General features: G+C 54.7%; 24 protein-coding genes and 1 pseudogene. 11 read left to right on the top strand and 14 right to left on the bottom strand.

What is annotated here, in order from left to right:
• Positions 1-124: 124 nt before the first annotated feature.
• Positions 125-796 (bottom strand): GntR family transcriptional regulator, encoded by a 672-nt coding sequence (locus tag ALB80_RS21285; protein WP_050606116.1) that lies wholly within the window; start codon positions 794-796, stop codon positions 125-127.
• A gap of 115 nt (positions 797-911) precedes the next feature.
• On the opposite strand from ALB80_RS21285, the gene ALB80_RS21280 reads away from it, so the two are divergent.
• The 4 genes from ALB80_RS21280 (at position 912) to ALB80_RS21265 (ending at position 4,960) form a co-directional block, all read left to right on the top strand.
• Positions 912-1,910, top strand: a complete 999-nt coding sequence (locus tag ALB80_RS21280) for a TRAP transporter substrate-binding protein (RefSeq protein ID WP_050606115.1) — start codon at positions 912-914, stop codon at positions 1,908-1,910.
• Between the two features lie 77 nt (positions 1,911-1,987).
• Positions 1,988-2,473, top strand: a complete 486-nt coding sequence (locus ALB80_RS21275) for a TRAP transporter small permease (RefSeq protein ID WP_050606114.1) — start codon at positions 1,988-1,990, stop codon at positions 2,471-2,473.
• A gap of 10 nt (positions 2,474-2,483) precedes the next feature.
• Positions 2,484-3,767, top strand: a complete 1,284-nt coding sequence (locus ALB80_RS21270; RefSeq protein ID WP_050606113.1) for a TRAP transporter large permease — start codon at positions 2,484-2,486, stop codon at positions 3,765-3,767.
• 47 nt (positions 3,768-3,814) lie between these two features.
• Positions 3,815-4,960, top strand: coding sequence for an alpha-hydroxy acid oxidase (locus tag ALB80_RS21265; protein ID WP_050606112.1), 1,146 nt, complete (start codon positions 3,815-3,817; stop codon positions 4,958-4,960).
• Positions 4,961-4,984: 24 nt separating this feature from the next.
• Here ALB80_RS21265 and ALB80_RS21260 read toward each other — a convergent pair whose 3' ends face one another.
• The 13 genes from ALB80_RS21260 to ALB80_RS21200 form a co-directional block, all read right to left on the bottom strand.
• Positions 4,985-5,398 (bottom strand): methylglyoxal synthase, encoded by a 414-nt coding sequence (locus tag ALB80_RS21260; protein ID WP_050606111.1) that lies wholly within the window; start codon positions 5,396-5,398, stop codon positions 4,985-4,987.
• The gene (locus tag ALB80_RS21255; RefSeq protein ID WP_050606110.1) at positions 5,379-5,897 is read right to left on the bottom strand and encodes a 2,4'-dihydroxyacetophenone dioxygenase family protein; all 519 of its coding nucleotides are present in this window, start codon (positions 5,895-5,897) and stop codon (positions 5,379-5,381) included. The genes ALB80_RS21260 and ALB80_RS21255 overlap by 20 nt, the downstream gene beginning before the upstream one ends.
• A gap of 9 nt (positions 5,898-5,906) precedes the next feature.
• Positions 5,907-6,608: an SDR family NAD(P)-dependent oxidoreductase gene (locus ALB80_RS21250; protein ID WP_050606109.1), complete on the bottom strand. Its 702-nt coding sequence runs from the start codon at positions 6,606-6,608 to the stop codon at positions 5,907-5,909.
• Positions 6,605-7,231 carry a 2-dehydro-3-deoxy-6-phosphogalactonate aldolase gene (locus ALB80_RS21245; RefSeq protein ID WP_050606108.1) on the bottom strand — a complete coding sequence of 209 codons (627 nt, stop codon included), beginning with the start codon at positions 7,229-7,231 and terminating at the stop codon, positions 6,605-6,607. The genes ALB80_RS21250 and ALB80_RS21245 overlap by 4 nt, the downstream gene beginning before the upstream one ends.
• Positions 7,228-8,148 carry a 2-dehydro-3-deoxygalactonokinase gene (locus tag ALB80_RS21240; RefSeq protein ID WP_050606107.1) on the bottom strand — a complete coding sequence of 307 codons (921 nt, stop codon included), beginning with the start codon at positions 8,146-8,148 and terminating at the stop codon, positions 7,228-7,230. Before ALB80_RS21240 ends, ALB80_RS21245 begins: the two co-directional genes overlap by 4 nt.
• Positions 8,129-8,818 (bottom strand): RraA family protein, encoded by a 690-nt coding sequence (locus ALB80_RS21235; RefSeq protein WP_050606106.1) that lies wholly within the window; start codon positions 8,816-8,818, stop codon positions 8,129-8,131. Before ALB80_RS21235 ends, ALB80_RS21240 begins: the two co-directional genes overlap by 20 nt.
• Before the next feature lie 12 nt (positions 8,819-8,830).
• A complete protein-coding gene (locus tag ALB80_RS21230) occupies positions 8,831-9,862 on the bottom strand; it encodes a C-terminal binding protein (RefSeq protein WP_050606105.1) in 1,032 nt (343 codons plus the stop codon).
• On the bottom strand, positions 9,855-10,349 hold the full coding sequence (locus tag ALB80_RS21225) for a lactoylglutathione lyase family protein (RefSeq protein WP_050606104.1): 495 nt from the start codon (positions 10,347-10,349) through the stop codon (positions 9,855-9,857). Before ALB80_RS21225 ends, ALB80_RS21230 begins: the two co-directional genes overlap by 8 nt.
• A gap of 22 nt (positions 10,350-10,371) precedes the next feature.
• Positions 10,372-11,160, bottom strand: a complete 789-nt coding sequence (locus ALB80_RS21220; RefSeq protein ID WP_050606103.1) for an SDR family NAD(P)-dependent oxidoreductase — start codon at positions 11,158-11,160, stop codon at positions 10,372-10,374.
• Between the two features lies 1 nt (position 11,161).
• Positions 11,162-12,163, bottom strand: a complete 1,002-nt coding sequence (locus ALB80_RS21215) for an ABC transporter permease (RefSeq protein ID WP_050606102.1) — start codon at positions 12,161-12,163, stop codon at positions 11,162-11,164.
• Positions 12,160-13,683, bottom strand: coding sequence for a sugar ABC transporter ATP-binding protein (locus tag ALB80_RS21210; RefSeq protein ID WP_050606101.1), 1,524 nt, complete (start codon positions 13,681-13,683; stop codon positions 12,160-12,162). Before ALB80_RS21210 ends, ALB80_RS21215 begins: the two co-directional genes overlap by 4 nt.
• A gap of 84 nt (positions 13,684-13,767) precedes the next feature.
• Positions 13,768-14,802 carry a sugar ABC transporter substrate-binding protein gene (locus tag ALB80_RS21205; protein WP_050606100.1) on the bottom strand — a complete coding sequence of 345 codons (1,035 nt, stop codon included), beginning with the start codon at positions 14,800-14,802 and terminating at the stop codon, positions 13,768-13,770.
• Positions 14,803-14,828: 26 nt separating this feature from the next.
• The gene (locus tag ALB80_RS21200) at positions 14,829-15,698 is read right to left on the bottom strand and encodes an SMP-30/gluconolactonase/LRE family protein (RefSeq protein ID WP_050606117.1); all 870 of its coding nucleotides are present in this window, start codon (positions 15,696-15,698) and stop codon (positions 14,829-14,831) included.
• Between the two features lie 106 nt (positions 15,699-15,804).
• Between ALB80_RS21200 and ALB80_RS21195 the strand changes: the two genes are divergently transcribed.
• The 7 genes and pseudogenes from ALB80_RS21195 to ALB80_RS21160 form a co-directional block, all read left to right on the top strand.
• Positions 15,805-16,476: a GntR family transcriptional regulator gene (locus ALB80_RS21195; RefSeq protein WP_010437239.1), complete on the top strand. Its 672-nt coding sequence runs from the start codon at positions 15,805-15,807 to the stop codon at positions 16,474-16,476.
• 147 nt (positions 16,477-16,623) lie between these two features.
• Positions 16,624-18,177, top strand: coding sequence for a sugar ABC transporter ATP-binding protein (locus tag ALB80_RS21190; RefSeq protein WP_253276954.1), 1,554 nt, complete (start codon positions 16,624-16,626; stop codon positions 18,175-18,177).
• Positions 18,174-19,166, top strand: a complete 993-nt coding sequence (locus ALB80_RS21185) for an ABC transporter permease (RefSeq protein ID WP_050606098.1) — start codon at positions 18,174-18,176, stop codon at positions 19,164-19,166. Before ALB80_RS21190 ends, ALB80_RS21185 begins: the two co-directional genes overlap by 4 nt.
• 56 nt (positions 19,167-19,222) lie before the next feature.
• Positions 19,223-20,218 carry a substrate-binding domain-containing protein gene (locus ALB80_RS21180; protein ID WP_050606097.1) on the top strand — a complete coding sequence of 332 codons (996 nt, stop codon included), beginning with the start codon at positions 19,223-19,225 and terminating at the stop codon, positions 20,216-20,218.
• A 52-nt stretch (positions 20,219-20,270) separates the two neighbouring features.
• Complete coding sequence (locus ALB80_RS21175; RefSeq protein ID WP_050606096.1) at positions 20,271-21,173, top strand: hypothetical protein; 903 nt, start codon at positions 20,271-20,273, stop codon at positions 21,171-21,173.
• Positions 21,161-21,970 carry an NAD(P)-dependent oxidoreductase gene (locus tag ALB80_RS21170; RefSeq protein WP_050606095.1) on the top strand — a complete coding sequence of 270 codons (810 nt, stop codon included), beginning with the start codon at positions 21,161-21,163 and terminating at the stop codon, positions 21,968-21,970. The genes ALB80_RS21175 and ALB80_RS21170 overlap by 13 nt, the downstream gene beginning before the upstream one ends.
• Before the next feature lie 737 nt (positions 21,971-22,707).
• Positions 22,708-22,961 (top strand): annotated as a pseudogene (locus ALB80_RS21160) (hypothetical protein); the annotation flags it as partial.

Below are 22,961 nucleotides of genomic sequence, written 5' to 3'. Positions count from 1 at the left end.
CTTGAGCCTAAGGACTGGGTTTAAAGTATTTGAAAAAAGCAGGTCTGGTCATGGACAAAAGCTACGCAATCGCACTGCCCCGCTCAAGCAAAGTTAATCTGACAAGACCCAGATGGCAGGACACCTATGCTTGCTTCAGACCAACCAAATCGGAATAAGATCGCTCACCGCGAGTGATTTGACGTGTGAGGGTGTTCGTTGCTGCTTTTACTTTACCCTCGCCCAATAGCGATGTGATCGCTTGGTGTTCCTTGAAAGATTTCTTCGTTCGATTGGAACGCTTGGACAGATGCGTCCGCATAGTTTGGACGATATCACTGACTTTTTGATATCCATCCCGCAGGTAACTGTTTCCGCAGGACCTGAAAAACGCGTCGTGAAACTCGGCGTCAAGTTCCAAGTACTGCTCGAATTCATCCGCGTCCTGCGCTTCCGACATCTTAGAAACAATTGTAGCCAGCTCATTGATCAGAACCGACGGGTTTTTTTCAAGCGCCTGCTCCAAAGCTGCAGATTCTAGGATGAGCCGATACTGGCAAAGCTGCACCACGTCCTCTTGAGAAAGAGAGAAAACAAAGGCTCCTCGATGAGGAAATATCTGAACGAGCCCCTGAAGATTCAAAGCCGATAGCGCTTCGCGAATCGGAGTTTTGCTGATGCCCATGGCATTTGACAGCTTCACTTCCGGCAACGATTCACCCAATTGAAACGTGCCATTGATAATGCCTTTTCGTATGTGCTCTTCAGCAGTTTTACTCAACGAATCCGGGCGTTTAATCTGCAAAATCTTGGTCATTTTCACTTCGTCCTATTTCGTCTCTCTAACACAATAGCACATGTAAGCTTGATTTCTATATTATATCTGATATCTCAGATAATAGATCGAAAAACTAAATCCGTGGGAGGATACCTTGTTCAAGAAATCAACATTGGCGCTTGGCGTCGTCATGTCAGCCGGACTTGCTTTTGCAGCATCCGCTGAAACAGTCATTAAGGTTGGGCATGGCGCAGCAGAAGCGTTTCATATGCATCGCGCGCTACTGAAATTTGAAGAACTGGTCGAAACTGGCTCGAATGGTGAGATCGACGTACAGATATTTCCCTCGTCGCAGATGGGCCCTGATCGCGAGATGATCGAAGGTGTTCAAACCGGCGTTCTCGAAATGGCCATTCCTCCTTCCTCTTTCTTCGCGGGCTGGGATCCGGCTTTTGCAGTAATTGAACTGCCTTACATGTATTCCTCCAAGGACATCGCCTTTGATGTTCTTGATGGTAATGCTGGTGATGGCATGCTTGCACGGGTCGAAAACCAGGGATTGGTCGGTCTCGGCTGGCTTGAATTGGGTGTACGCAATGTGACCAACAATGTCCGTCCGGTTGCAACCCCCGCGGATCTCGAGGGTGTCAAGCTGCGCACCATGAAGGTTCCGGCGCATGTGGCGACATTCGAAACGCTCGGGGCCAACCCGACGCCAATGAACTTTGGTGAGGTCTATTCTGCTCTCCAGCAAGGCGTGATCGACGGCCAGGAAAACCCACTGGCGATCATCACCTCACAGCGTTTCTACGAGGTGCAGAAATACCTTTCGACCACGGGCCATGTCTTTGCGGTCTATATGCCCGTCATCTCCAAACCGTTCTTTGACTCGCTGTCTGCAGAGCATCAGCAACTGGTGCGGGACTCGATGGCCGCCGCACGCGACTATCAGGCTGAGCTGGTCGCAAGCGAAGATGCGGAACAGCTGGAACAGATTCGTGCTGCCGGTGTCGAGGTTCTGGAACTGACTGCAGAGCAGCGAAGGGCCTTTGCCGACAAAACCGAAAGCGTCCGTCTGCAGTATCGCGACGAGGTTGGCGCCGAAGCCTATGACGATTGGGTAGCAGCGGTTTCCGCAGCGAGCGGAAGCTGACCCTCGGACTACCCAGCCAATACGGGCACCCGTGCCATGAAGGTTCGGGTGCCCCTTTCGTTCAGGGGAGGTGAACGGTGTCGGTTATCAAATGGATCGATATGAATGCCGAAAAGGTCTTAGCCAGCGCACTTCTGGCCGCGATTGTCTTGTTGATCTTTGGCAATGTATTCATGCGCTACATTCTGAATGCCTCTCTTTCATGGGGCGAAGAGCTAACGCTTTGGCTATTTGTCTGGTTCGTCTGGCTTGGCGTCAGTTATGCCTTCCACACCGGCGATCATGTACGCATTACAGTCCTGCGCGATGTCCTGAGCGAGCGGGCAAGGCTTTACGCGGATGTTGTGATCGCGCTTCTTGTCCTTGGATTCCTGATCGTTCTTACAATTGAATGCATCAAGCTGATCCGGCAGCCCTTTGTGGCCAGCCAGACCTCAGTTGTTTTGGGGCTTCCAATCCCGATCCTGTATGCCTCAGCGCCGGTTGGTGCAGGCCTGTCCGCCATCCGCGTTACTCAACATCTGATCCGAACCCTGCACCTGATCGCAGAGACCAAAGCGTGAGGAACCCGGCATGCTTGCAACAACGCTTTTCCTGACTCTCTTCGCACTTCTGCTCTTCAGCGTGCCAATTGGCATCTGCCTGGGTCTTGCGACGATGATCGTGATGGTCTTCGTGGATGGAACTCCGCCGATGGTGCTTTTGGCGCGCTCGGTGGTGACAGGCGCAGACTCGTTTCCGCTGATCGCTGTTCCTTTATTCATCCTCGCGGGCGACCTGATGCAGCACGGTGGAATGTCGCGCCGTCTGGTTGGGTTCGCCAATGCCCTGATAGGTCATATCCGGGGCGGGCTGGCTTATGTGAACGTGCTTGCCTGCGTGTTCTTTGCCGCCATATCCGGGTCGTCCCCAGCAACCGTCGCCGCCATCGGATCAAACATGATCCCCGAGATGGAAAAGGTTGGCTATACGCGCAAATTCAGCGGCGCATTGACGGCGTCTTCAGGGATGATCGGCGTGATGATCCCGCCAAGTATCCCCTTTATCATCTACGGTGTTACTGCCGAGGTTTCGATCGGAAAGCTGTTCCTGGCGGGTGTTGTTCCCGGCATCCTCTTTGCCCTCATGTTCATGTTGGTCGCCCGTGTCCTGCTGCGAAAGGATGAGGTTGTTCAGCAATCGACAACCACGTTCTCAGGCCCGGGTGTCTGGCAGAGCTTCCGGTCTTCGATCTGGGCACTTCTGGTGCCTGTAATCATCCTTGGGGGCATCTACAGCGGCATCTTCACCCCAACCGAAGCAGGCGCCGTCGCTGTGGTTTATGCCGCCTTCATCGGCATCTTTGTCTATGGCGATATCACCGTCAGGGACTTGCCAGAGGTCTTAGCAGGCAGTGCAAAGACCAGTGGGACCATTCTGGTATTGGTGATCATGGCGACCGCATTTGGAAGGCTGATCACGCTTGCAAGAATCCCGACAGAACTCGCCACAACGATCACCAGCCTGTCCGACAATCCGATCATCATTCTGTTGTTGATCAATCTGCTTTTGCTGGTGATCGGCATGTTCATGGAGACGATTTCGTCGATCATCATCATGACGCCGATCCTGCTGCCGGTTGCAACCGCGCTTGGTGTCGATCCTATCGTCTTTGGCGTCATTCTGACGGTCAATCTGGCCATCGGATTCTGCACACCACCTTTGGGCGTCAACCTGTTCGTGGCCAGCAGCATTTCGAAGGTCTCCATCGAAAGCCTCAGCCGGGCGATCCTACCATTCTTTGCAGGCATGCTGATCCTGCTGATGTTCATCACCTATGTGCCCGCAATTTCTTTGGCCTTACCGTCCCTTTGGTGACCGGCTGAGGAGCTTCAAACGTTAGACAACGAAACCAGGGGACCCTGATGGATCTGGACCTATCCCACCCGTCGATAGAAGATCTTCGGAATACCGCGCAAAAGCGCATTCCGAAGTTTGCCTTCGAGTACCTCGACAGCGCAACCGGCCGCGAACTGGGGTTGAAGGTAAACCGTGACGCACTTGATGCCATCGGATTCATGCCGCGTGTTCTATGCGGCCGAACAAAGGCCGATCTGCAGACTACACTGATGGGTAAAACATATGATCTGCCTTTCGGAATAGCACCTGTGGGCATGTCCGGCCTGATGTGGGCGGGTGCAGAGCGGATGCTTGCAAAGGCGGCGGTCGCGCACAACATTCCGTTTTCGTTGTCCAGCGTTGCGGTAGCGTCGCCGGAAGATGTGGCGCCCCACATTGGCAACAACGGGTGGTTTCAGCATTACCCGGTGAACTCTGGCGAGTTGCGCCGCGCAATGCTGCCGCGGATCAAGGCAGCAGGGTTTCACACGCTGATCATCACAGTGGACGTACCAGAGGAGAGCCGGCGCGAACGACAACGCCGCGCCAACCTGACCGTGCCTCCAAAAGCTGACCTACGCACTCTGTTAGAAATGGCTTCACGTCCCACCTGGTGCCTTGCGCATCTGCGCGAAGGCGTCATGCCACGCATGCGGTTCTTTGACGATTATGTCCCCACACGCGGGCGCGAAAGCTTTACCCACGCGGGCGCCTTGATCCGTGGGATTCCGGATTGGGAGTACCTGCGCGAGTTACGACAGGAGTGGGAAGGCAATTTGATCGTCAAGGGTGTCCTGCGGCCTGAAGATGCTCAAAAAATGGTAACCGAGGGCGTGGACTGCATTTGGGTATCCAACCACTCTGGGCGGCAATTCGAAGCCGGGCCCGCCGTGATTGATCAATTGCCGGGTATTCGCGAAGCGGTCGGTACAGACATGCCACTGATCTACGATTCCGGCATTGCCTGGGGATTGGACATAATGCGCGCCCTGGCGAAAGGTGCAGATTTCGTCATGGTCGGACGCGCCTTTCAATATGCTGTCGCAGCGTTTGGAGCGCGAGGGGTCGAACATCTCGTTCACATCCTGAAAGCAGACATTGAGGCCAATATGAGTCAGCTGGGTTCTGAAAAACTCGATAGCTTGGCCGAGCATCTTCTCAGGACTGGCTGATCAACCATGCCTGCACGCTGCGTATCATGCTCGCGTGCTCGCATCTTCGTCAAGCAGTCCATTTACGATCAAATCAGCGGTTGAACGCGAACACGCCATCGGAAGGTTATAGACCGTCGCTAGACGAGTCAGAGCCTTAACATCAACATCGTGCGGCATGGGTGACAGAGGGTCGACAAAGAAAATCAGCGCATCCAGTTTCTCTTCACAGATCATAGCGCCGATCTGTTGATCACCCCCGAGCGGTCCACTTTTCAGGCAAGTCACATTCAGCTCTGGAAAGGCTTCTTTTAATCGACCGCCGGTTGTTCCTGTCGAAAAGATTTGCACGCCGGACAGGCGAGACTGTTGTAGACCCACCCATTCAACGATTTCGTCCTTTCGCGCATCATGAGCTACTAGCGCGAAACGCGGCGCGTCACCGGATAAATTGTTCAACGTAGTCTTCTCCAAGTCCTACTTCCGCAAAGTGTTTTCGGCACAGATCAATCTTGGTAAAGACATCTTCGTAGCCAGTGACCTTGCCCCACGGATCAACATAGCACATCACGCCATTGACCTGAAAATATGTGACCATTTCTTCGACATCGTCCGGGACGACCAAAGTATGTGTCTCGCCCGGCGGCTCAAAGACATAACCCCCTTCTTCCGCCACCCAATCATGTTCCAGATAATGCCAACGTCCTTTCAGGACAAAGCCGTGGACAGGTTGCGGATGGCGGTGCCGCGAAAGAACTCCAGCTTTGCGCACTTTGAGAAGGTTCATCCAATAGCCTTGCGAGCGGTTCAGACAGAGCGGCCGGAACCAGACGTTTTCGGCCTGCGGAACCCATAGCCTGTCGTCCTCACTCATCGCGTTCGGGATCACGATCTCTTCTTGCGCATCCTTGGGGAACGGCAATTGATAAGGCATTCGGGCGGTGTCGTCGTCATTCATTGATTTTCCTCACATAGCGAGATAGCCGCCATCGACCGGATAGATCGATCCGGTCACAAAGCCGGCGTTTTCACTCAAAAGCCATTGCACAAGCGCGCCGACCTCTTCGGGTTTTCCCCAGCGTTTCATAGGCGTGCGCGCCATGATTCCTGCCGTTCGCGCCGGGTCTTCCCGTAGGCCTTGGGTCATCTCTGTTTCGATCCACCCTGGCGCGATGGCATTGACCCGGACGCCGTGTTCGGCCCAGCGACCTGCAAGCGCCTTGGTCAATTGTGCAACGCCGCCCTTGGAAGCGGAATAGGCTGGAACCAAAGGCCCACCAAAGGTGCTGAGCATGGAGGCGGTATTGACGATGGCCCCACCAGTTTCCGTCAGCAACGGATGTGCGGCGAGGCAGCAGCGCATTGTACCGGTCAGGTTCACATCAAGCACCTTGGCAAATACGTCGATGTTGTATTCTTCTTCACGCATAAGAATACCTGCGCAGTTCACCAAAGCATCAAGACGCGTAAGATCGCTAAACACTGTATCGACAGAGACCTGATCAGTCACATCCAGGGTCTGTACCTTGATCCCGTCCTGGGGCACGAACGCATCCAACTCGGATTGTGACGCAGATGCAGCGATGACGGACCAGCCTGCCTCAGCCAGCGATCGCGCAACACCCGCACCGATCCCTCGCGTACCACCCGTAACAAGGGCCTGCTTCATCCAAGTTCCTCCAATACACTGGTGAAGGCGCGCGCGCGCCTGTCGATATCATCCAATGTATAGCTCGGTTTGAACAGTGCGGAGCCCAGCCCATATCCATCTGCACCCGCAGCATGATACGACGCCATCGTATCCGGCGTTATGCCACCTACCGCAGCGACGACTGCGTCTGCAGGCAATACGGCGCGCATAGCCGCTATGGCAGCGGGGGGCACCATTTCCGCCGGAAAGAATTTGAGCACCGAAGCTCCGATATCCAATGCCGTAAAGGCCTCGGAGGGGGTCATGACGCCCGGACACCAATACAGACCCCGTGCGACAGCCGCGCGCCCGACGTCCGGGTTCATATTAGGCGACACGATGATCCGCCCGCCTGCATCTGCGACCGACCCGACCTGATCCGTAGTCAACACTGTGCCAGCGCCGACTATGGCTTGAGCGCCATGTTTCGCAACGATCTGCGCAATCGATTCCAGCGGGTCCGGTGAGTTGAGCGGCACTTCAATAATCCGAAACCCGGCATCGAAGAGCACATCAGACACCGGGCGCGCATTTTCTGGTGCCAGCCCCCGCAAAATCGCAATCAGCGGGTTCTCAGCAAGAGCTGCGGTGAGGTCAATCATCCGACCAACCCCGCAGCGCGAGCGATCAGAAAATGCCCTTTCGCAACGATATCATCTGGCGCGCGACGGCTGTCGAAACCTGCAGTTCGAAGCGCTATTTCGTATCGGTCGGACAAATCGCTCCGTCCAACAACGGTGATCGTGCCGACGTCTTTTAATTCGCCGGTCGCGGCCGCAACCTCGGTCCCGATCAACAAGCCCGACAAGTAGTCGGCCGTAGCAACTTTTGGGATTTTGCCCATGAGAGGAAGCGTCCGAACATGAAACAGGCTGTGCAGTAGGTTCGACTCACCACTGAGGCCGGCCTTGACGCCCATCACGAATGCGTCTTCGCTGAAGGCGTCCTCCTTCATCAAGGTTCCAAGGATCGTGTGTTCTTTCAGCGCCGAAAAGATCTCACCTGTCATGTAGGTCGAAAAGTCCACGATCTTCCCATCCGCAACCTGAACCCATTTGCTGTGCGTTCCCGGCATCACGAACATACCTTCGCTCAAACCGAGCGAAGATGCCCCAATGATCTGGGTCTCCTCGCCGCGCATTACGTCGGGTCCTCCAGCATGTTCTGTCGAAGCACCTGTCACAAAATGAATTCGCGCTCCGTTGGCTGCTTCGTGGGGGACTAACGCCCGCGCAAGACCGCCAGCACCCAGCGGCATTTCGGCATACTGCGTTTCTACCCAGCCATTGCGGCTGGTGATCATGCCAGATGCCAGGATCGGCAGGTTTTCTTTAGTGACCCAAGGGCCGATGAGACGATCAAGAACCGACTCAAACGTTTGTCCTGCAACCTGCATTATGCCTTCAGGCGACGAGACTCCATCGATCACTTCGCCTTCTGCACCAATGAGAAATGCACGGAACGATGAAGTGCCCCAATCTACGCCGATCAGCGCGGGCTCAGATGCGACCGAATTCATTCAGCAGATCCTCAACGGTTTTGCCTTGGGCCACCCATTTACGGGTTTCCTCCTCTCGGTCAGCTTGCTCTTGAGCAAGGCGCACGGTTTCTTCGGCGATTTCCTGTGGAACCACAACGACGCCCATGAGATCAGCTACAATGAAATCTCCGGGGTTTATGACGACGCCCCCACAGGCGATTGGCACATTGATCGAAAGCTCTTCTTTACGTTCTGAGAACATCGTGTGCGTTCCACGTGGCGTGATCGCGCGCGTCCAGATTGGCCAGTTGATGTCTTCCAGCTCATCTGTGTCGCGCCCGGTGCCATCAACGATCATGCCGCGGATGCCACGGTTCTTAGCCAGGCCACCCATGAGGCCGCCACAGACCGAAGTTTGGCGATCACCACCCGCGTCCACGACGATCACGTCCCCGGGTTGTCCCATTTCAAGCGCTCGCAATGGGTCCACCAGATCGCCTTTTGAAAGCTGAACCGTCACGGCCTGGCCTGTCACCTTGGCGCGGAAAGCAGGCTTGATGGCGCTGTCCATCACACCTGTTCGGTACTGCACATCCGCAAAAATGGCAGCGGCAGAGTACGCCTCCAACACCTTGTCGAATTTTTTGAGAAGTTCCGGGTTTCTTTCAAAATCATTGAAAACCCTAAGGTCCGTGCTGACGTCTGGCATTCTTGTCTCCTGTTATGCGGTAGATACGGCCAATGCGTCGGCATTGACTGTGTAGTCGGGTTTTTGCCCTGTCAGGACCTTGGCCACCTGAGTGGCGGCGGTGACCCGTGCTGCGTGTATGGATTCCTCGGAATAGTAGGCGGCATGTGGCGTTACGAGGACGTTGGGCAGTGTGAACAACGGGTTGTTATCAGGCGTCCAGTTGGCGCGCTTGGCTGGCTCTTCTTCGGGGTCGTCGAGCCCTGCAGCAGACAGATGGCCTTCGGTCAGCGCCCGGAACAGCGCCTTGTTGTCGACCGTTGGTCCGCGTCCAGTGTTCACGAGTATCGCACCGGGTTTCATGACAGAGAATTCGGCATCAGACAGAAAGTGATGCGTGTTCGGCGTCATCGGAGCCTGCATCAGAATATAGTCGGACCTAGCCAGCAATTCGGGCTTGCTCACCAGCTCGACCCCAAGCTTCGCGGCAGCTTCTCTTGGCAAATACGGGTCATAAGCGATGACCGCAACTCCGAAAGATTGCGCCCGAGCTACGATGGCTTGCCCGATTTTACCCAGCGAGACGACACCCATCGTCCGCCCACGCAACCGATAGACCGGCTGCCCGCTTTGCCACTGCCAGACCCCTGCATGAGTGGCCCGATCATAGTCGGGCAACTTGCGCGCCAAGGTCAGCCAAAGGGCAATCGCGTGATCGGCAACTTCCTCGGTGCAATAGTTTTGCACGTTGGTAACGAGGATGCCTTTTTCCGTTGCTGTGCCGACATCCACGATATCTACGCCTACGCCATAACGCGCGATGACCTCGCAGTTCCGCATCCGCGTAATCGTTTCCTTCCCGATCCGGGCATATTGGTTCATCATCGCTGCGCAATGCGGCGCGACATCGAACAGGTCTTCCTGACGCTTGGCCTGAAGCGCGATCACTTCGGCACCCGCGGCTTCCAGGATTTCCGTTTCAACGGCAACATCACCAAAGTCGTAATCGGTTATCACGACCTTGGGTTTGTCCGTTCTTGGGGGAAAGTCGGCGTGATCAGTCATAAGCACCCGCCGAATAGGTCAATTCGTACGAGTGGCTATAGAGCTCGAAAATGTTGCCAAACGGGTCTTCCATATAGACCATGCGATAGGGCTTTTCACCTGGGTAATACTTGCGCACTTGGCTCATGCGCTGGCGCCCGCCCAGGTCTTCGATAACCTTGATGCGGCCTTCCAGATCCTCGTCCTGTACGCAGAAGTGAAACAAGCCACGCCGCCAATATTCAAACGGGCGTTCTTCTTCGACGGTCTTCGGGAACTCAAACAATTCAACGCCAACACCGTCGCCCATTGACAAGTGCGCGATGCGGAAGCTTCCCCAACCTTCCCCAAACACATCGTCGCACATCTGACCGATGGCGCTTTCGTCATGCAGGATTTCAGTTGGCTCCATCAGCACGTACAGGCCGAATGCCTTGGAATAAAACTCCACGGCTTTTTCCAGGTCGGGAACTGTGATGCCAATGTGAGAGAAAGTAAGAGCGGCCATAGCAGGCTCCTCCAGTTAGCAGTTAAAGAATATTGCGAACGATGCCGCCTTCGATCCGATGCGCAGAACCATTGGAGGCTGTGCTTGCAGAGATCGTGACGATCATGCGGGCGACTTCGTCTGGTTGGACAAAGCGTTGTATGAGCGATGTGGGCTCATCTGATTTGAAGTAATTGTCGACGATCGTGTCAAGCGGCTCACCCTTTTGATCGGCGAGGCCGTCAAAATAGGCTTCGACACCTTCTGTCCAGGTTGGACCAGGCAGGATCGAGTTAACCCGAACTTTTGTCCCCTTTGTCAATTCTGCCATGCCACGTGTCAGACCTAACATGGCAGTTTTAGTGACAGAGTAATGCACCATTTGAGGTAGTGGTTTCACTGCCGCTTCGCTGGCCATGTTGATGATAGATCCCTTATCCCGGCCAAGCATGTCAGGCAGGAAAATCCGGCTCATCCGAACGGCGGACAGGACATTGATGTTGAAGTAATGCATCCAGTCGTCATCCGTGAGATCCTCGAACGGTTTGACCGAAAAGATGCCAACATTATTAACAAGAACGTCCACCGCACCGCGCGCACGGGCAAACTCTGCCAGAGTTTCCGCATCAGTGGTTTTGGTTAAGTCGGCAGCAATGCCTTCGACCTTGCCCAGAGATGACAGGTCGTCGACGCAGTCGGACACTTCCGCCTCGGTCAGGCCATGCACGATGACCCGCGCGCCTTCTTCCAGGTAGACCCGGGCAGTGGCTTTGCCGATGCCGGAACCTGAACCAGTCACCAGGACCAGTTTATTTTTTAGCCCCAGATCCATCTCAGGCCTCCTTCTTAACGTTAGATGACTGCTGCGATGAAGGGCGGCCGAACATTCGACCCATCAAGCCCGAAATTTCCGCGCGCCACATGTCTATGCCAACGGCCAACAGAATGATCAGGCCCAACACGATGTTCTGAACCGAAGATGGCGCAGCGTTTAGGTTCAACCCATTCTGGACGATAACGATTGTCATCGCCCCCATCAGCGTGGCGAGGATGTTGCCGCGTCCGCCTGCAAGGCTGGCCCCGCCGACAACAGCAGCGGCAATGGCTTGCAGTTCCAGCGTCTGGCCATAGTTGGGCGAACCAGAGTTGAGGCGCGCTGACATCAGGATCGCACCAACCGCAGTCATAAAACCCGCGATGACAAATGTCGTCGTCTGAACTTTACGTACGTTAATACCCGTCAGAACGGCAGCGGCTGGGTTACCACCCACGGCATAGATCTCACGGCCGAGTTTCGTGAAGTTCATAGTGAACGCAGCAAGGACGTAGAAGAACACGAGGTAGAAGAAAGGCATCGGAACGCCGAACAGCTTGCCGTAAAAAATTGGCTCTAGCGCCGGATCCAGCGAAAAGATCGGCGATCCATTGTTAAAGGTCAGGGCAAGGCCCCTGAAGGCAATCAACGCCGCCAGTGTTGTGATGAAAGACGGGATACGCCCATAGGCTGTTATCAGCCCAATGAATAGACCAAGTAATCCGCCCATGAGGAGAATGAGTGGCAACGCCAGAACCAGTGGAATGCCAACAAATTTCAACATTTGCGCAAGGATCATGGTCAGCAAAGCCACCATAGACCCGGAACTCAGATCGATGCCCGCAGCAAAGATCACGATAGTAGACCCGATTGCGATCAAGGCCACGATGCTTACCTGTAGGGACAGGTTTGAAAGGTTACCCGGGTTCAGGAAGCGTTCAGTCGTAAGTGCCACGATCAGTGCGACGATCACCATTGCTGCAAATGGTCCGATCAATTGGGTGTCAAAGATCCGCTTCATGCGAAAGCCTCCTTAGGCTTGGATTGAGGAGTGTCGGCGGACGCGCGCACAAGGTCGTCATGAGTAAGGTCGTGTGCATCGACCGTGCGCGCTATCGTTCCGTGCTGCACGACTGCAATCCGATCGCTCATCGCAAGTAACTCATCATGGTCTGAACTGATCAGAATGATCGATTTCCCCGCCCGCGTGAGCCTGTTAATCAGCTTGTAAACGGCGATCTTGGCGCCGATATCGATCCCTTGCGTCGGTTCATCAAGGATCAGGATGTCAGAGGCTGAGAATAGCCAACGTGCAATCACGATCTTCTGCTGATTACCTCCAGACAAGAAGTTGACCGTCTTTTCCTCAGCCTGGGTCGAAATTTCCAGATCGCGGATCAGGTCATGGGTAGCTTGCTCTTCCGCCTTGAGATTCAAAACACCGAACCGGCTTAGCCCGCCGAGGGACGCTGCAGTGACGTTCCCGCTTGCGCGGAAATTGAAGAACAACCCGTCAAACTTTCGGTTCTCTGGAACAAGAGCCAAACCCGCACGGATCGCATCAATTTCCCGGCGAAAGCGAACCGGTTTGCCGTTCAGTGATATCTGCCCGGCGGTTAGCTCATCTGTCCCGAATAGGGCACGGGCAATCTCTGTGCGGCCACTGCCCAATACACCACCCAAGCCCAGAACTTCACCTCGGTGCAACGAAAACGATACATCTTTCACGCCCGAATTGGTGGCCAGACCCGCTGCCTCTAACACAATATCCTTGGCTGCGTTCTGCTCCTTCGGATAATGCTCACCAATGTCCTCACCGACCATTGCGCTGACAATCTCAGAGACGTTGATCTTGGTCTCGCCACTTGCACGCACAACACAGCCGTTGCGAAGGATCGTCACTTCATCAACGATCCGTTCAACCTCATCTAGTCTGTGCGACACATAGAGAATAGCGGTGCCGCGCTCACGCATTTTGCGCAGTAGCTGGTGCAGGCGCTCAATTTCATCTTCACCCAATGCCGCTGTTGGCTCATCCAGGATGATCATGCGGGCGTCCATCGCGACGGCTTTCGCGATCTCGACCAGTTGTTGCTCACCTACCGATAGCGAGCCAGTGATGGTTTCGGGAGAAACATCGACATCCATTTCCGCCAGAACGCGAGCGGCTTCGTTGTGGACCTTAGTCCAGTCGATCACACCAAAGCGGGACCGAGGCATATTGCCTAGGAAGATGTTTTCGCCAACCGACAAGGTGGGCACAATCGAAAATTCCTGAAAAACTGTTGCGATGCCCAGTTCACGTGCCGCCTGCGGGTCGCTGATCGTGACCGGCTTGCCATTGTGCAGGATTTGACCGCTATCGGGTTGCTGCACGCCGGACAGTGTCTTGATCATGGTCGACTTGCCACAGCCGTTCTCACCCAGCAGCCCATGAATGGAACCGGGCATAAGCCGAATGCAGACCTTGTCATTCGCCAAAACCCCGGGATAGGCCTTGGTGATATCGACAAACTCCCAAAGTGGCGTTGCGGGTGTCATTGCGATTGCCTCGATAAAAGCGAAACTCGGTTGAGTTGCAACCCGGCAGCACGCGCACGCGCCACCGGGAAGCGGGGAGAAAGTTCAGTACTCTTTGGACGGCTGCGGGAAGAGCTTTTCTGGCTCTTGCAGCACGCTGATCGCACCGTCTTTGTCTTCAATTGATGTGGGCGTTTCGATCCAGCCGCCGGGATAGGACCCGTTGAGCGCATCAATGGTTGCGTGCATAGCCGCTTTACCCATCAAGAACGGTGAGGTGTTGACGGTTGCCGTGATGTTGCCAGCCGCAATTTCTTCAAGGCCAGACGTGTCGCCATCATTACCCAAAAGGACGATATCATTGCGGCCGAGTGCTTTCGCAGCAAAGGATGCCCCAATGATCATGTAGTCGTTCGCCGCGAAGATCATGTCGAGATCGGGGTTCGACTGCAGGATGTCCATACCAGCAGTGTTGCCGCCCTCAACGTTCCATTTACCGTCAATAGACACCACAACGTCGAAGTTTTCGTTGCCCTCGATACCGTCGAGGAAGCCGCCCACACGTTCGGTCGAGTGATAGCCAGGCTGCCCTTCGATAATGCCGACCTTCAACGGTTGATCGCCATAAGTTTCAATGGCCCAATCAGCGATAGCATGTGTGCCGTTGCGCTGGGAGTACCCGACAACGCCATGAATTGGCGTCGGGAAGTTCGGGATGTCCGAGTTGATCATCAAAACTGCCATGCCCTTGTCGACGGCCTGCTTCAGCAGTGGTGCGGCAGCAAATTCATCGTGTGTACCAAAGATTATTGCTTCCACATCCTGCGTCAGCACATCCTGGATCATTCCCATTTGGCCGTTGATGTCCGCACCAGACTGGGGAGCAAGCATGAAGACTTCGACCCCGGCCTCAGCGGCAACCGCTTTGATGCCTTCACCAATGGCAATGTAATAGTTGAACTCCGTCGCCGGCGGCATATACGCGATCCGGAACGTTTCGTTTTTGGGTTCTATCGCATCGATTGGCGCTTGTGCCCCGTCCTCAAGTGGAACCGGCGTTGGATAATTTTCCGCCAGAGCGACCGTTGCCAGCGTGGCGAACCCTGCGGCAAGCGTAGTGGTCATTAGCGTTTTCAACATAGTTTTCTCCTCCAGAATTTCGTTGGTTATCCTTTGAATGGCGCGTCGATCACGCCACGAACGCCGGGTTTCACAGCAAAGAGGCCGCCGGATTCCGGTTCTTTTGTTAAAGCTGCTTCGTCACTCATCAGCCTTGAGGTCGTGATGAACAGCGTGTCGAGATCAGGGCCACCGAAAGCGCAACAGGTGGGCTTCCAGACCGGCACCTCAATCACGCGATCTATCGTTCCATCAGGTGCGACGCGAACAACGCGATGGCCTTCCCATTCGGCGTTCCAGACGCCCCCTTCGGCATCGACACAGGACCCATCAGGCAAGCCAGGCTCATCATTGAAAGAAGCATGCCGCCGACGGTTCGAAACGGTTCCACTGCGGGTGTCGTAATCAAATGCGACGATTTCCCGATCCGGGGTATCCGCGAAGTACATCGTCTCACCGTCGGACGTAAAGCAAGTCGAATTGGCGCAAGACACTCCTTCGACAATCGTCCGTACACTTAAATCCTTATCGACGCAGATGACTGACGAATCGGCTTTACCAGAAACTTCATTCATGCCTCCAACAATCAATCGCCCCTGGCGATCAGTTCGCCCATCGTTCAGCCGTGTCTCCGGATTGTTCGGCTCGAACCGCGCCACGAGGGTTTCCTCGCCATTGGGCGAATCGAACAAGACAACTCGATCCGCATAAGCAACAATCAGACCGCCAGACGCGCGCGGCGCGAAGCAACACACACGCTCCGGCATTTCATGAGAGGCGGTTTCTGACGTTGCAGGATCAAATGACCAAAGCGCGCAGCCCTCAATGTCGGTCCACCAGATAAGGCCATCGGCGGGATTCCAGAATGTCCCTTCCCCGTGCTGGTTCTTACAATCGACGACCAACTCTGCGCGCACTTTTTGATCTCCTAAGTACATTCTGATATCTGATATACCAGCTTGCCTAATCTGGTGTATCAGATATCTTGCATCTGGCAACACCTTTTTTTGGAGATATCCTCAGATGGCGCTTGAGAGACCCAAGTCTTTGCGTGAACTCGCACTGGAACACTTGCGGAATAGTATTATCGATGGCTCCCTTAAAATGGGTCAGGTTTTGTCGGAGCGAAAAATCTCCGAAGAGCTGGGCGTATCGAAATCGCCAGTCCGCGAAGCACTCGCTCAATTACGTGACGAAGGGTTGGTCAGTATCGAGCCTCAAAAAGGCGCACGCGTCTTTTCGCTGTCTGAGCCGGAAGTGACTCAGATCTGCGATTTCAGACAGGCTATCGAAACTGCCGCCTTTGAACTTGCGTTGTTGCGGAACCCGGAAGGTCTTGCCGACGACATGCAGCGTGTCGTGAAGGACATGGAGAAGGAACGCAGGCGAGGTAATGAAAAGGGCTACCTTTCACTAGATACTACATTTCATCAGTTGATTTTTGAACATGCCGGTAACGATTACCTGACGGCCAGCTATACACGCTACATCGGTAAGATTGCCGCATTGCGGACCCATTTGGCGAAGCTGCCACAGCATACTGAGCTCTCCTTCGATGAGCATTCGAAAATCGCTATTGCCGTTCGCGAAGGCGACATGGCCAAAATCAAATCTCTTCTCACAGCGCATATTGACCGCACCAGACAAGCCTACAAGAGCGCCGCCATCGTCCTCGAAGGAGCGACCGCATCCTAGCAAAAACGTAGCTTCGTTGTGACGGGGGCGGGCCAAAACGGCGCCGCCCCTTTCTCTTGGGCACCTCCCGGTCTTTTCTTTTTCAGTTGACATCTGAGATATCAGATGCCAATCAAAAGACGGGAGGAAGCTTGTATGACGCCAGCAATGAAACCTGACTCACCGGGGCTACAGCCACTGATCCAGTTGGATCGGGTTGGCAAAAGCTTCGGCACGAACATTGTTTTGGATGGCGTCGACTTTGAATTGAGACCCGGCGAAGTTCACGCGCTGTGTGGGGAAAACGGTGCCGGAAAATCCACCTGTCTCGGCCTGTTTTATGGACTTCACCAACCTTCTGCTGGGCGTATCCTGTGCGACGGCAAAGAACAGCGGGTCGAAAGCCCGTCGTATGCGCAATCCCTGGGCATCGGCTGTGTTTTCCAAGAGCTCAGCCTCGCTGGCGCGCTCTCTGTTGCGGAAAACATCTACGCGGGCCGCGTACCCACCCGGTTTGGCGTAGTTGACTGGCCTGAACTGCGCTGCCGTGCGGAGGTGTTACTGGCGGAATTCGGTCTGGATATAGACGTCTCAACACCCGTGGAAAACTTGCCGATTAGCTCCCGCCAGATTGTTGAAATCGCCAAGGCGCTGTCGTTAAATTCCCGCGTCCTTTTGCTGGATGAACCGACATCGGCACTGGCACCCGACGAAGTAGACGCACTATTCGAAGTCCTAAAGTCCCTGACAAAGAAAGGGATTGGCATCGTCTATGTCAGCCATCATATGGCCGAGATTTTCCAGATCTCGGATCGCATTACCGTTTTGCGAGATGGGCGCCACATCAGCACTTTATCGGTTTCGGAAACTTCTCAGGAGCAAGTCGTTGCCGAGATGATCGGTGGCGCTCACCCCGGTGATGTCACGCGGTCAGGTAAGGTTAACGGCGAAGAGGTTTTGCATGTCCAAGACCTAACCCATCCAGGTGAATTCGAAGACATTTCTTTCTCCATTAAAGCCGGAGAGATTGTAGGGATGGCAGGGTTGATGGGCGCTCGCCGCAGCGAGATTGTTCGATCGATTGTCGGGCTGATGCATGGCGCGACCGGGGAGATCAGACTTCACGGCAAGCCTGTTAACTTTGCGTCCTTGCGGCAGGCGATGCGTGCTGAAGTCGGGTTTGTTCCCGAGGAACGCAAGACTGAAGGCCTCTTTCTGGAACAATCACTCAGCGACAACCTGATCGCGGCCAGTCTTTCCGATCATGCGTCTGCTGGCTTCATGCGTTCGGGCTCGATCAAAGCAGCCAGCCAAACAGCCATTGACGCCTTCAGTGTCAAAACCAGCGGGATTAACGAACTTGTTGGTGATCTCTCAGGAGGCAATCAGCAAAAGATTATGTTGGCCAAGTGGCTCAAACGCGCGCCAGCTCTTCTGATCATTGAGGAGCCCACAAAAGGTGTCGATGTCGGAGCCAAATTCCAAATTCACACGGAACTTTTGCGTCGAGCAGCCGAGGGAATGGCCATTCTCGTCGTGTCATCCGATTTTCCCGAACTTGTCTCTCTCTCGACCCGCATCCTTGTCGTCCACGACGGTCGCCTCATGGGGGACATCGCAGCCGCTGAGGCAACCGAAACCACGCTTCTTCAAATGGCCGCCGGAAATTCCGTTCCAATTGTGGACGCACCCCAAACCAATCAATCAGGAGTCGCGACGTGACCTTGACCGCTCAAGCCAACTTGCCCATGAAGCGTCCGCTGCTACGCCGTGTTTTACAAGCTTTTGTCGATATTCGTGAACTGACGCTGATCGTTCTGATCGCCGCCATCATCATCGTGATGTCCAACGTTAATCCCTATTTCCTCAGCTTCTCGAACTTTCGAGCCGTGGCCGTGGGCATGGCCCCCACCGCGATCATCGTGATCGGTATGGCGATCCTACTTGCATCCGGCGGGTTCGATCTTTCCGTTGGATCGGTTATGGCTTTGTCTTCTACCGTCGTAGCCATGCTGCTTTTGACTGGCATGCCAATTCCGCTCGCTGTGTTATGCGGATTAGTGCTGGGTGGAATTGTCGGTGTAGTGAACGGTTTGCTGGTGACCGGCCTCGGGATCAATCCGCTTATCGCGACCCTCGGCACGATGTCGATCGCGCGAGGCATCGCTCTTGTCTTGACCGAAGGTTTTTCTGTTTCAAGCCTGCCGGCAACATTTGCCTGGATCGGTAAAGCTGACATAGGCGGCTTTCCGGTAATCGTCTTGTTCACCATTCTGCTCGTCGTTCTGTTTGACCTGGCCGTCCGCCATACACGCTTTTTCCGTCAGGTCTATTTCATCGGCGCCAATGAAAAGGCCGCGATGTTGTCAGGCATCCATGTCACACGCGTGCGTATCATTCTGTACGCACTGACCGGTATTCTGGCCGCTTTGGCGGGTGTATTGCTGGCCTCCCGCCTGATGAGCGGTACGCCCACGGCAGGCAACGGTATCGAACTTCAGGTTCTGGCAGCGGCTGTCATCGGTGGCGCATCTCTACGCGGCGGCGAGGGCACTATTCTTGGTGCTTTCCTCGGCGTCGTTTTCGTTGCGTTGATCAACAACACTATGACGATGCTGGCCGTATCGATCTACTGGCAGATGATCGTCATCGGCGGGGTACTCGTTACAGCGGTCGCCTTGGACATGCTGATCCGAGGCAAACGGGGCTAAGCCCGAAGCTTTCCAAAACTCAACAACAACCAAAGATCCAAAACAGGGAGACTACGATGACTGAATTGAATGTGAATCGGCGCAGGCTGCTGACAGCGGGCACCACCGCTGGATTGGCCGCAGCGTTCGGACTGCCCATGCTGTCCAAAGAGGCAATGGCGCAAGCGGCGGGCAAAGAGTATGTTTTCCTGTCCATTGTCACGCAAGTACCGTTCTGGGTGGACTATCGCAATGCGATGGAAAACCTTGAAGAATTAATGGGCATCAAGGCCACATTCACCGGCCCGTTGGATTTCGACACGGCCGCACAAGCACGCCAATTGGATGAACTGATCGCAAGACGTCCCGCAGGCATCCTTATCTTCCCCGGTGATCCAGCCACTCTAGCCCCCGGCGTCGAACGTGCGGTGGAGGCTGGCATTCCAGTCACATGTTGTATTGGCGATATTCCCGACAGTCCCCGGTCCACATTCCTTGGTATCAACGGCGTTCAAGCAGGACGTGTCGGCGGCGAAATGCTTGCGCAAGCGATTGGCGGGAAAGGCAAGGTTATCCTCGGCACTTTCCCTGCCCCTTCCACATTGGAGCGTGTCGAAGGCTACAAACAAATCTTTGCCGAGAAATACCCGGATATCGAGGTCGTCGACGTCGTCAATGATAAGGCCGACCCGTCCTATGCGCCGACAGCCTACCTTCAGGCAATTCAGGCGAACCCGGATATTGTTGGCATTGGCGGCACGGACGGCGACAGCGGCAAAGGCGCTGCAATTGCCATCAATGAGGCGGGACGCAAGGACATTAAGATCGTCGCGATGGACCGAAATGATGATATGCTTCCCTATATCGAAGACGGCACAATTCACGGCGCAGTGGCTCAGAAATCCTATTTGGAGATCTTTCTCGCCTTCCACATGATGCATTGGCAGAACACTGACGCGCTGAAGGTTTTGCCCGATTGGAAGGCGGCTGGCATCAACCCTTTACCAGAGCGCGTTGAGACCGGGGTTATGCCGATTACGGCCGAAAACGTAGTCCAGTTCAAGCACACCTAAGCGATTATCCCGGCGCATTCGATCGCGCCGGGAAACCGATAGGAGGGAGTACATGCCGGACAGATGGAGCGTTCTTCACCTGCAGCAAAACGATCTGCGGCTGACGCTCCTGCCCGGCATTGGGGGCCGCTTATGGGATGTAAACTTCCAAGGGCGCTCCCTCCTTTTTCAAAACGCGGATCTCAACGGTTTAGATGTCGATAGCACCCAGCTTACTGATCTGCCCACACGCTCTCCACAATTTGGTTTTCCGCTCTGGGGCGGCGAGAAGACTTGGATCGCCCCGGATGCATCATGGGTAAACGGCGCTCCGTTTCCCGTATTGGACAGCGGCTCTTACCAGATCACTTCAAGAAGCAGCACTCGTATCGACATGACCAGCGCACTATGCCCGACCTCGCACTTGTCAGTGTCGCGCCGCATCACGCTGACCTCGGCGGAACGCTGGGAAATAGAACACATCGTGGTCAACCATGGGACCTCCTCGCGCCTGACCGGCATTTGGTCAGTCATGATGCTTAACACCCCCACCAAGGTCGGTGTCGAATTGGAAGACCCTGCATTTTATCCTGTTTTTGGCTCTGCCGAAGGGATGATAGCTACGCACGGCAATGGCATTGTCGTGGATTGCAACAGACAGCAAGAATTCAAGGTCGGGCTACCGAACCCCAACGGTCGTACATTGATACGGTGCGGCGCTGATGCCCCGTTGCTAATGTGCTCGGTACCGGAACCTCAAAAGGGCGATCAATTTGCACACGACTATCCGTTTGAGGTCTTTAATTCAGCCGATTACGCCTATTGCGAAGCGGAGTGGCACTCCCCGGCATGCAAGCTCGCACCGAATGAAACGCTGAGTTTTCGGCAGACGTTCCGCGTCTTGACGGATGAAGATGCAACCCAAATGCCATTGGGGCTCACAAACAACAAGGAGTTCCTTTCATGCATGTCTTGATTACAGGCGCAGGCGGGCATCTCGGCCGCAAACTCTTCAACGCGCTAGAAAGCGACCCCGATTACACCGTCTCTGGCATCGACATCCGTCCCGTTGATCATCCCGACATTCACACAGCAGACCTGTCCGACGACAGCAGTTGGGTTAGTTTGCTAAAGGGAGTGGACGTTATCGTGCATCTTGCCGGAGACCGAGAGCCTTCCGCCACTTGGGCTTCCGCGATCAATCACAATATGGATGCAACGCTTTCACTCTATCACCATGCGGCAGCCATGGGCGTCAGCCGCGTGGTTCTTGCCAGCTCCAATTGGGTTCACGGCGACAAAAGGTTCACGCATGAGGTGCTCAACAGCACGACACCACCAGGGCCAGTAAACGCCTACGGTATGTCAAAGCTATTCTGTGAACGGACAGGGGCCTATTTCGCCGAGCATCACGGACTATCGGTCATCTGCTTGCGCGTCGGCTGGACACAATGGACGCATGACAACCAACCCGGCACACACATGGCGATGGGTCGGTGGGGTCAGGAAATGTGGTTGAGTGATCGGGACTTTCTAAGCGGAATGCGCGCCGCAATAGATGCCAAGGGTATTTCCTTCGCAGCCCTAAACCTAATGTCAGATAACCCGGGGATGCGCTGGAATATCAACGAAACACGGCAAGCGATTGGCTACTCTCCAATGGATGGAAGCCCCGCGAAAATAACAGTGGGCATTGTACTGAGATCCACGCTGAAACGGCTGTTTTCAGTCTGGCTCCCCAGCTGCGTCACGACACGTTTTCCAGATTGGTAAAGTATAACGTCCGGGCATTGTTGTTGCGTTGCGCAATCATTTTCCGAAACCTCGCATCGAAGTAAGCGCTGAAAAGGTCAGCGTTGTCCGCTTCGCAGTCGACGGAGAGCGACAGAATGAGCGCCAGATATCGCAGCCATTGGATGATTGATAACACGGTAACGAACCGCGAACGTCGCTGTATGGGTATAATGAGAAGCGATCTTTGATTGAGTGGTCAACTGCCCTGCGGACGAGACGAACCAGCACTTCAATCCGCCGGATAGCAGCCGTTGATACTGGGCACGGAAAAAGAAAACATCGCACTCGGCTGGGCCGCTATTGCACGCTCGTTCGAGAAGTAGCCCTGTAAACTGCTTTTTGCCTTCTTCTCGACATAAGCAAGATGACATTTCGAAAGTCCGCTTTGGGCTCAACGAGGTCATCCGACCGTTTTTGTCGGATGACGGCTAGGGTACTTCATGACCCGAGAGGCACTTGCACGCCTGTGGCACGCTAATACAGGCGCAGCGTTGGCCGCTTTTGACCGCTCCACTTCAAATTCCAAGAACGCAAACCTGCGATCTGGAAAATCTGCGCAACCGTCTGTCGCGCCTTCAACGTGCCATGATCAGGATCATCACCATGGGGCGTGATAAACAATATGAAAACCGAACCAACCAATTCGCCAAATGGATAAAAGAAGATACCCGATTGCCCGCGTAGAAAGCCCTAAGTTCCTCGGCACAAGAGTGTACATGCATCTCAAAGTCCGATGTCGCTATGAAGGCAAAAAGCTGAAATTCAACAACAACGGTATTGTTGCGTTATCCACGCGGACATTAGCAGCAGAAATGGGCGTTGCCCCCAAAACAGCGGCCACAGCCTTGGCTGACTTGCAGGCAAAGGGGTGGATCGTTTGCACACGACGGCACAGGAAGGGCGTCGAAGGTAACGCGCTGTCGCCGGAATGGCGATTGACGATGCTGCCGCCTGAGCACCTAGGGTCAGG

The organism is Ruegeria sp. 6PALISEP08 (assembly GCF_001238295.1).
GTDB lineage: Bacteria > Pseudomonadota > Alphaproteobacteria > Rhodobacterales > Rhodobacteraceae > Ruegeria.
Note: the sequence above shows the minus strand (reverse complement) of the source record. Positions and strands in the feature narration are given on the sequence as shown.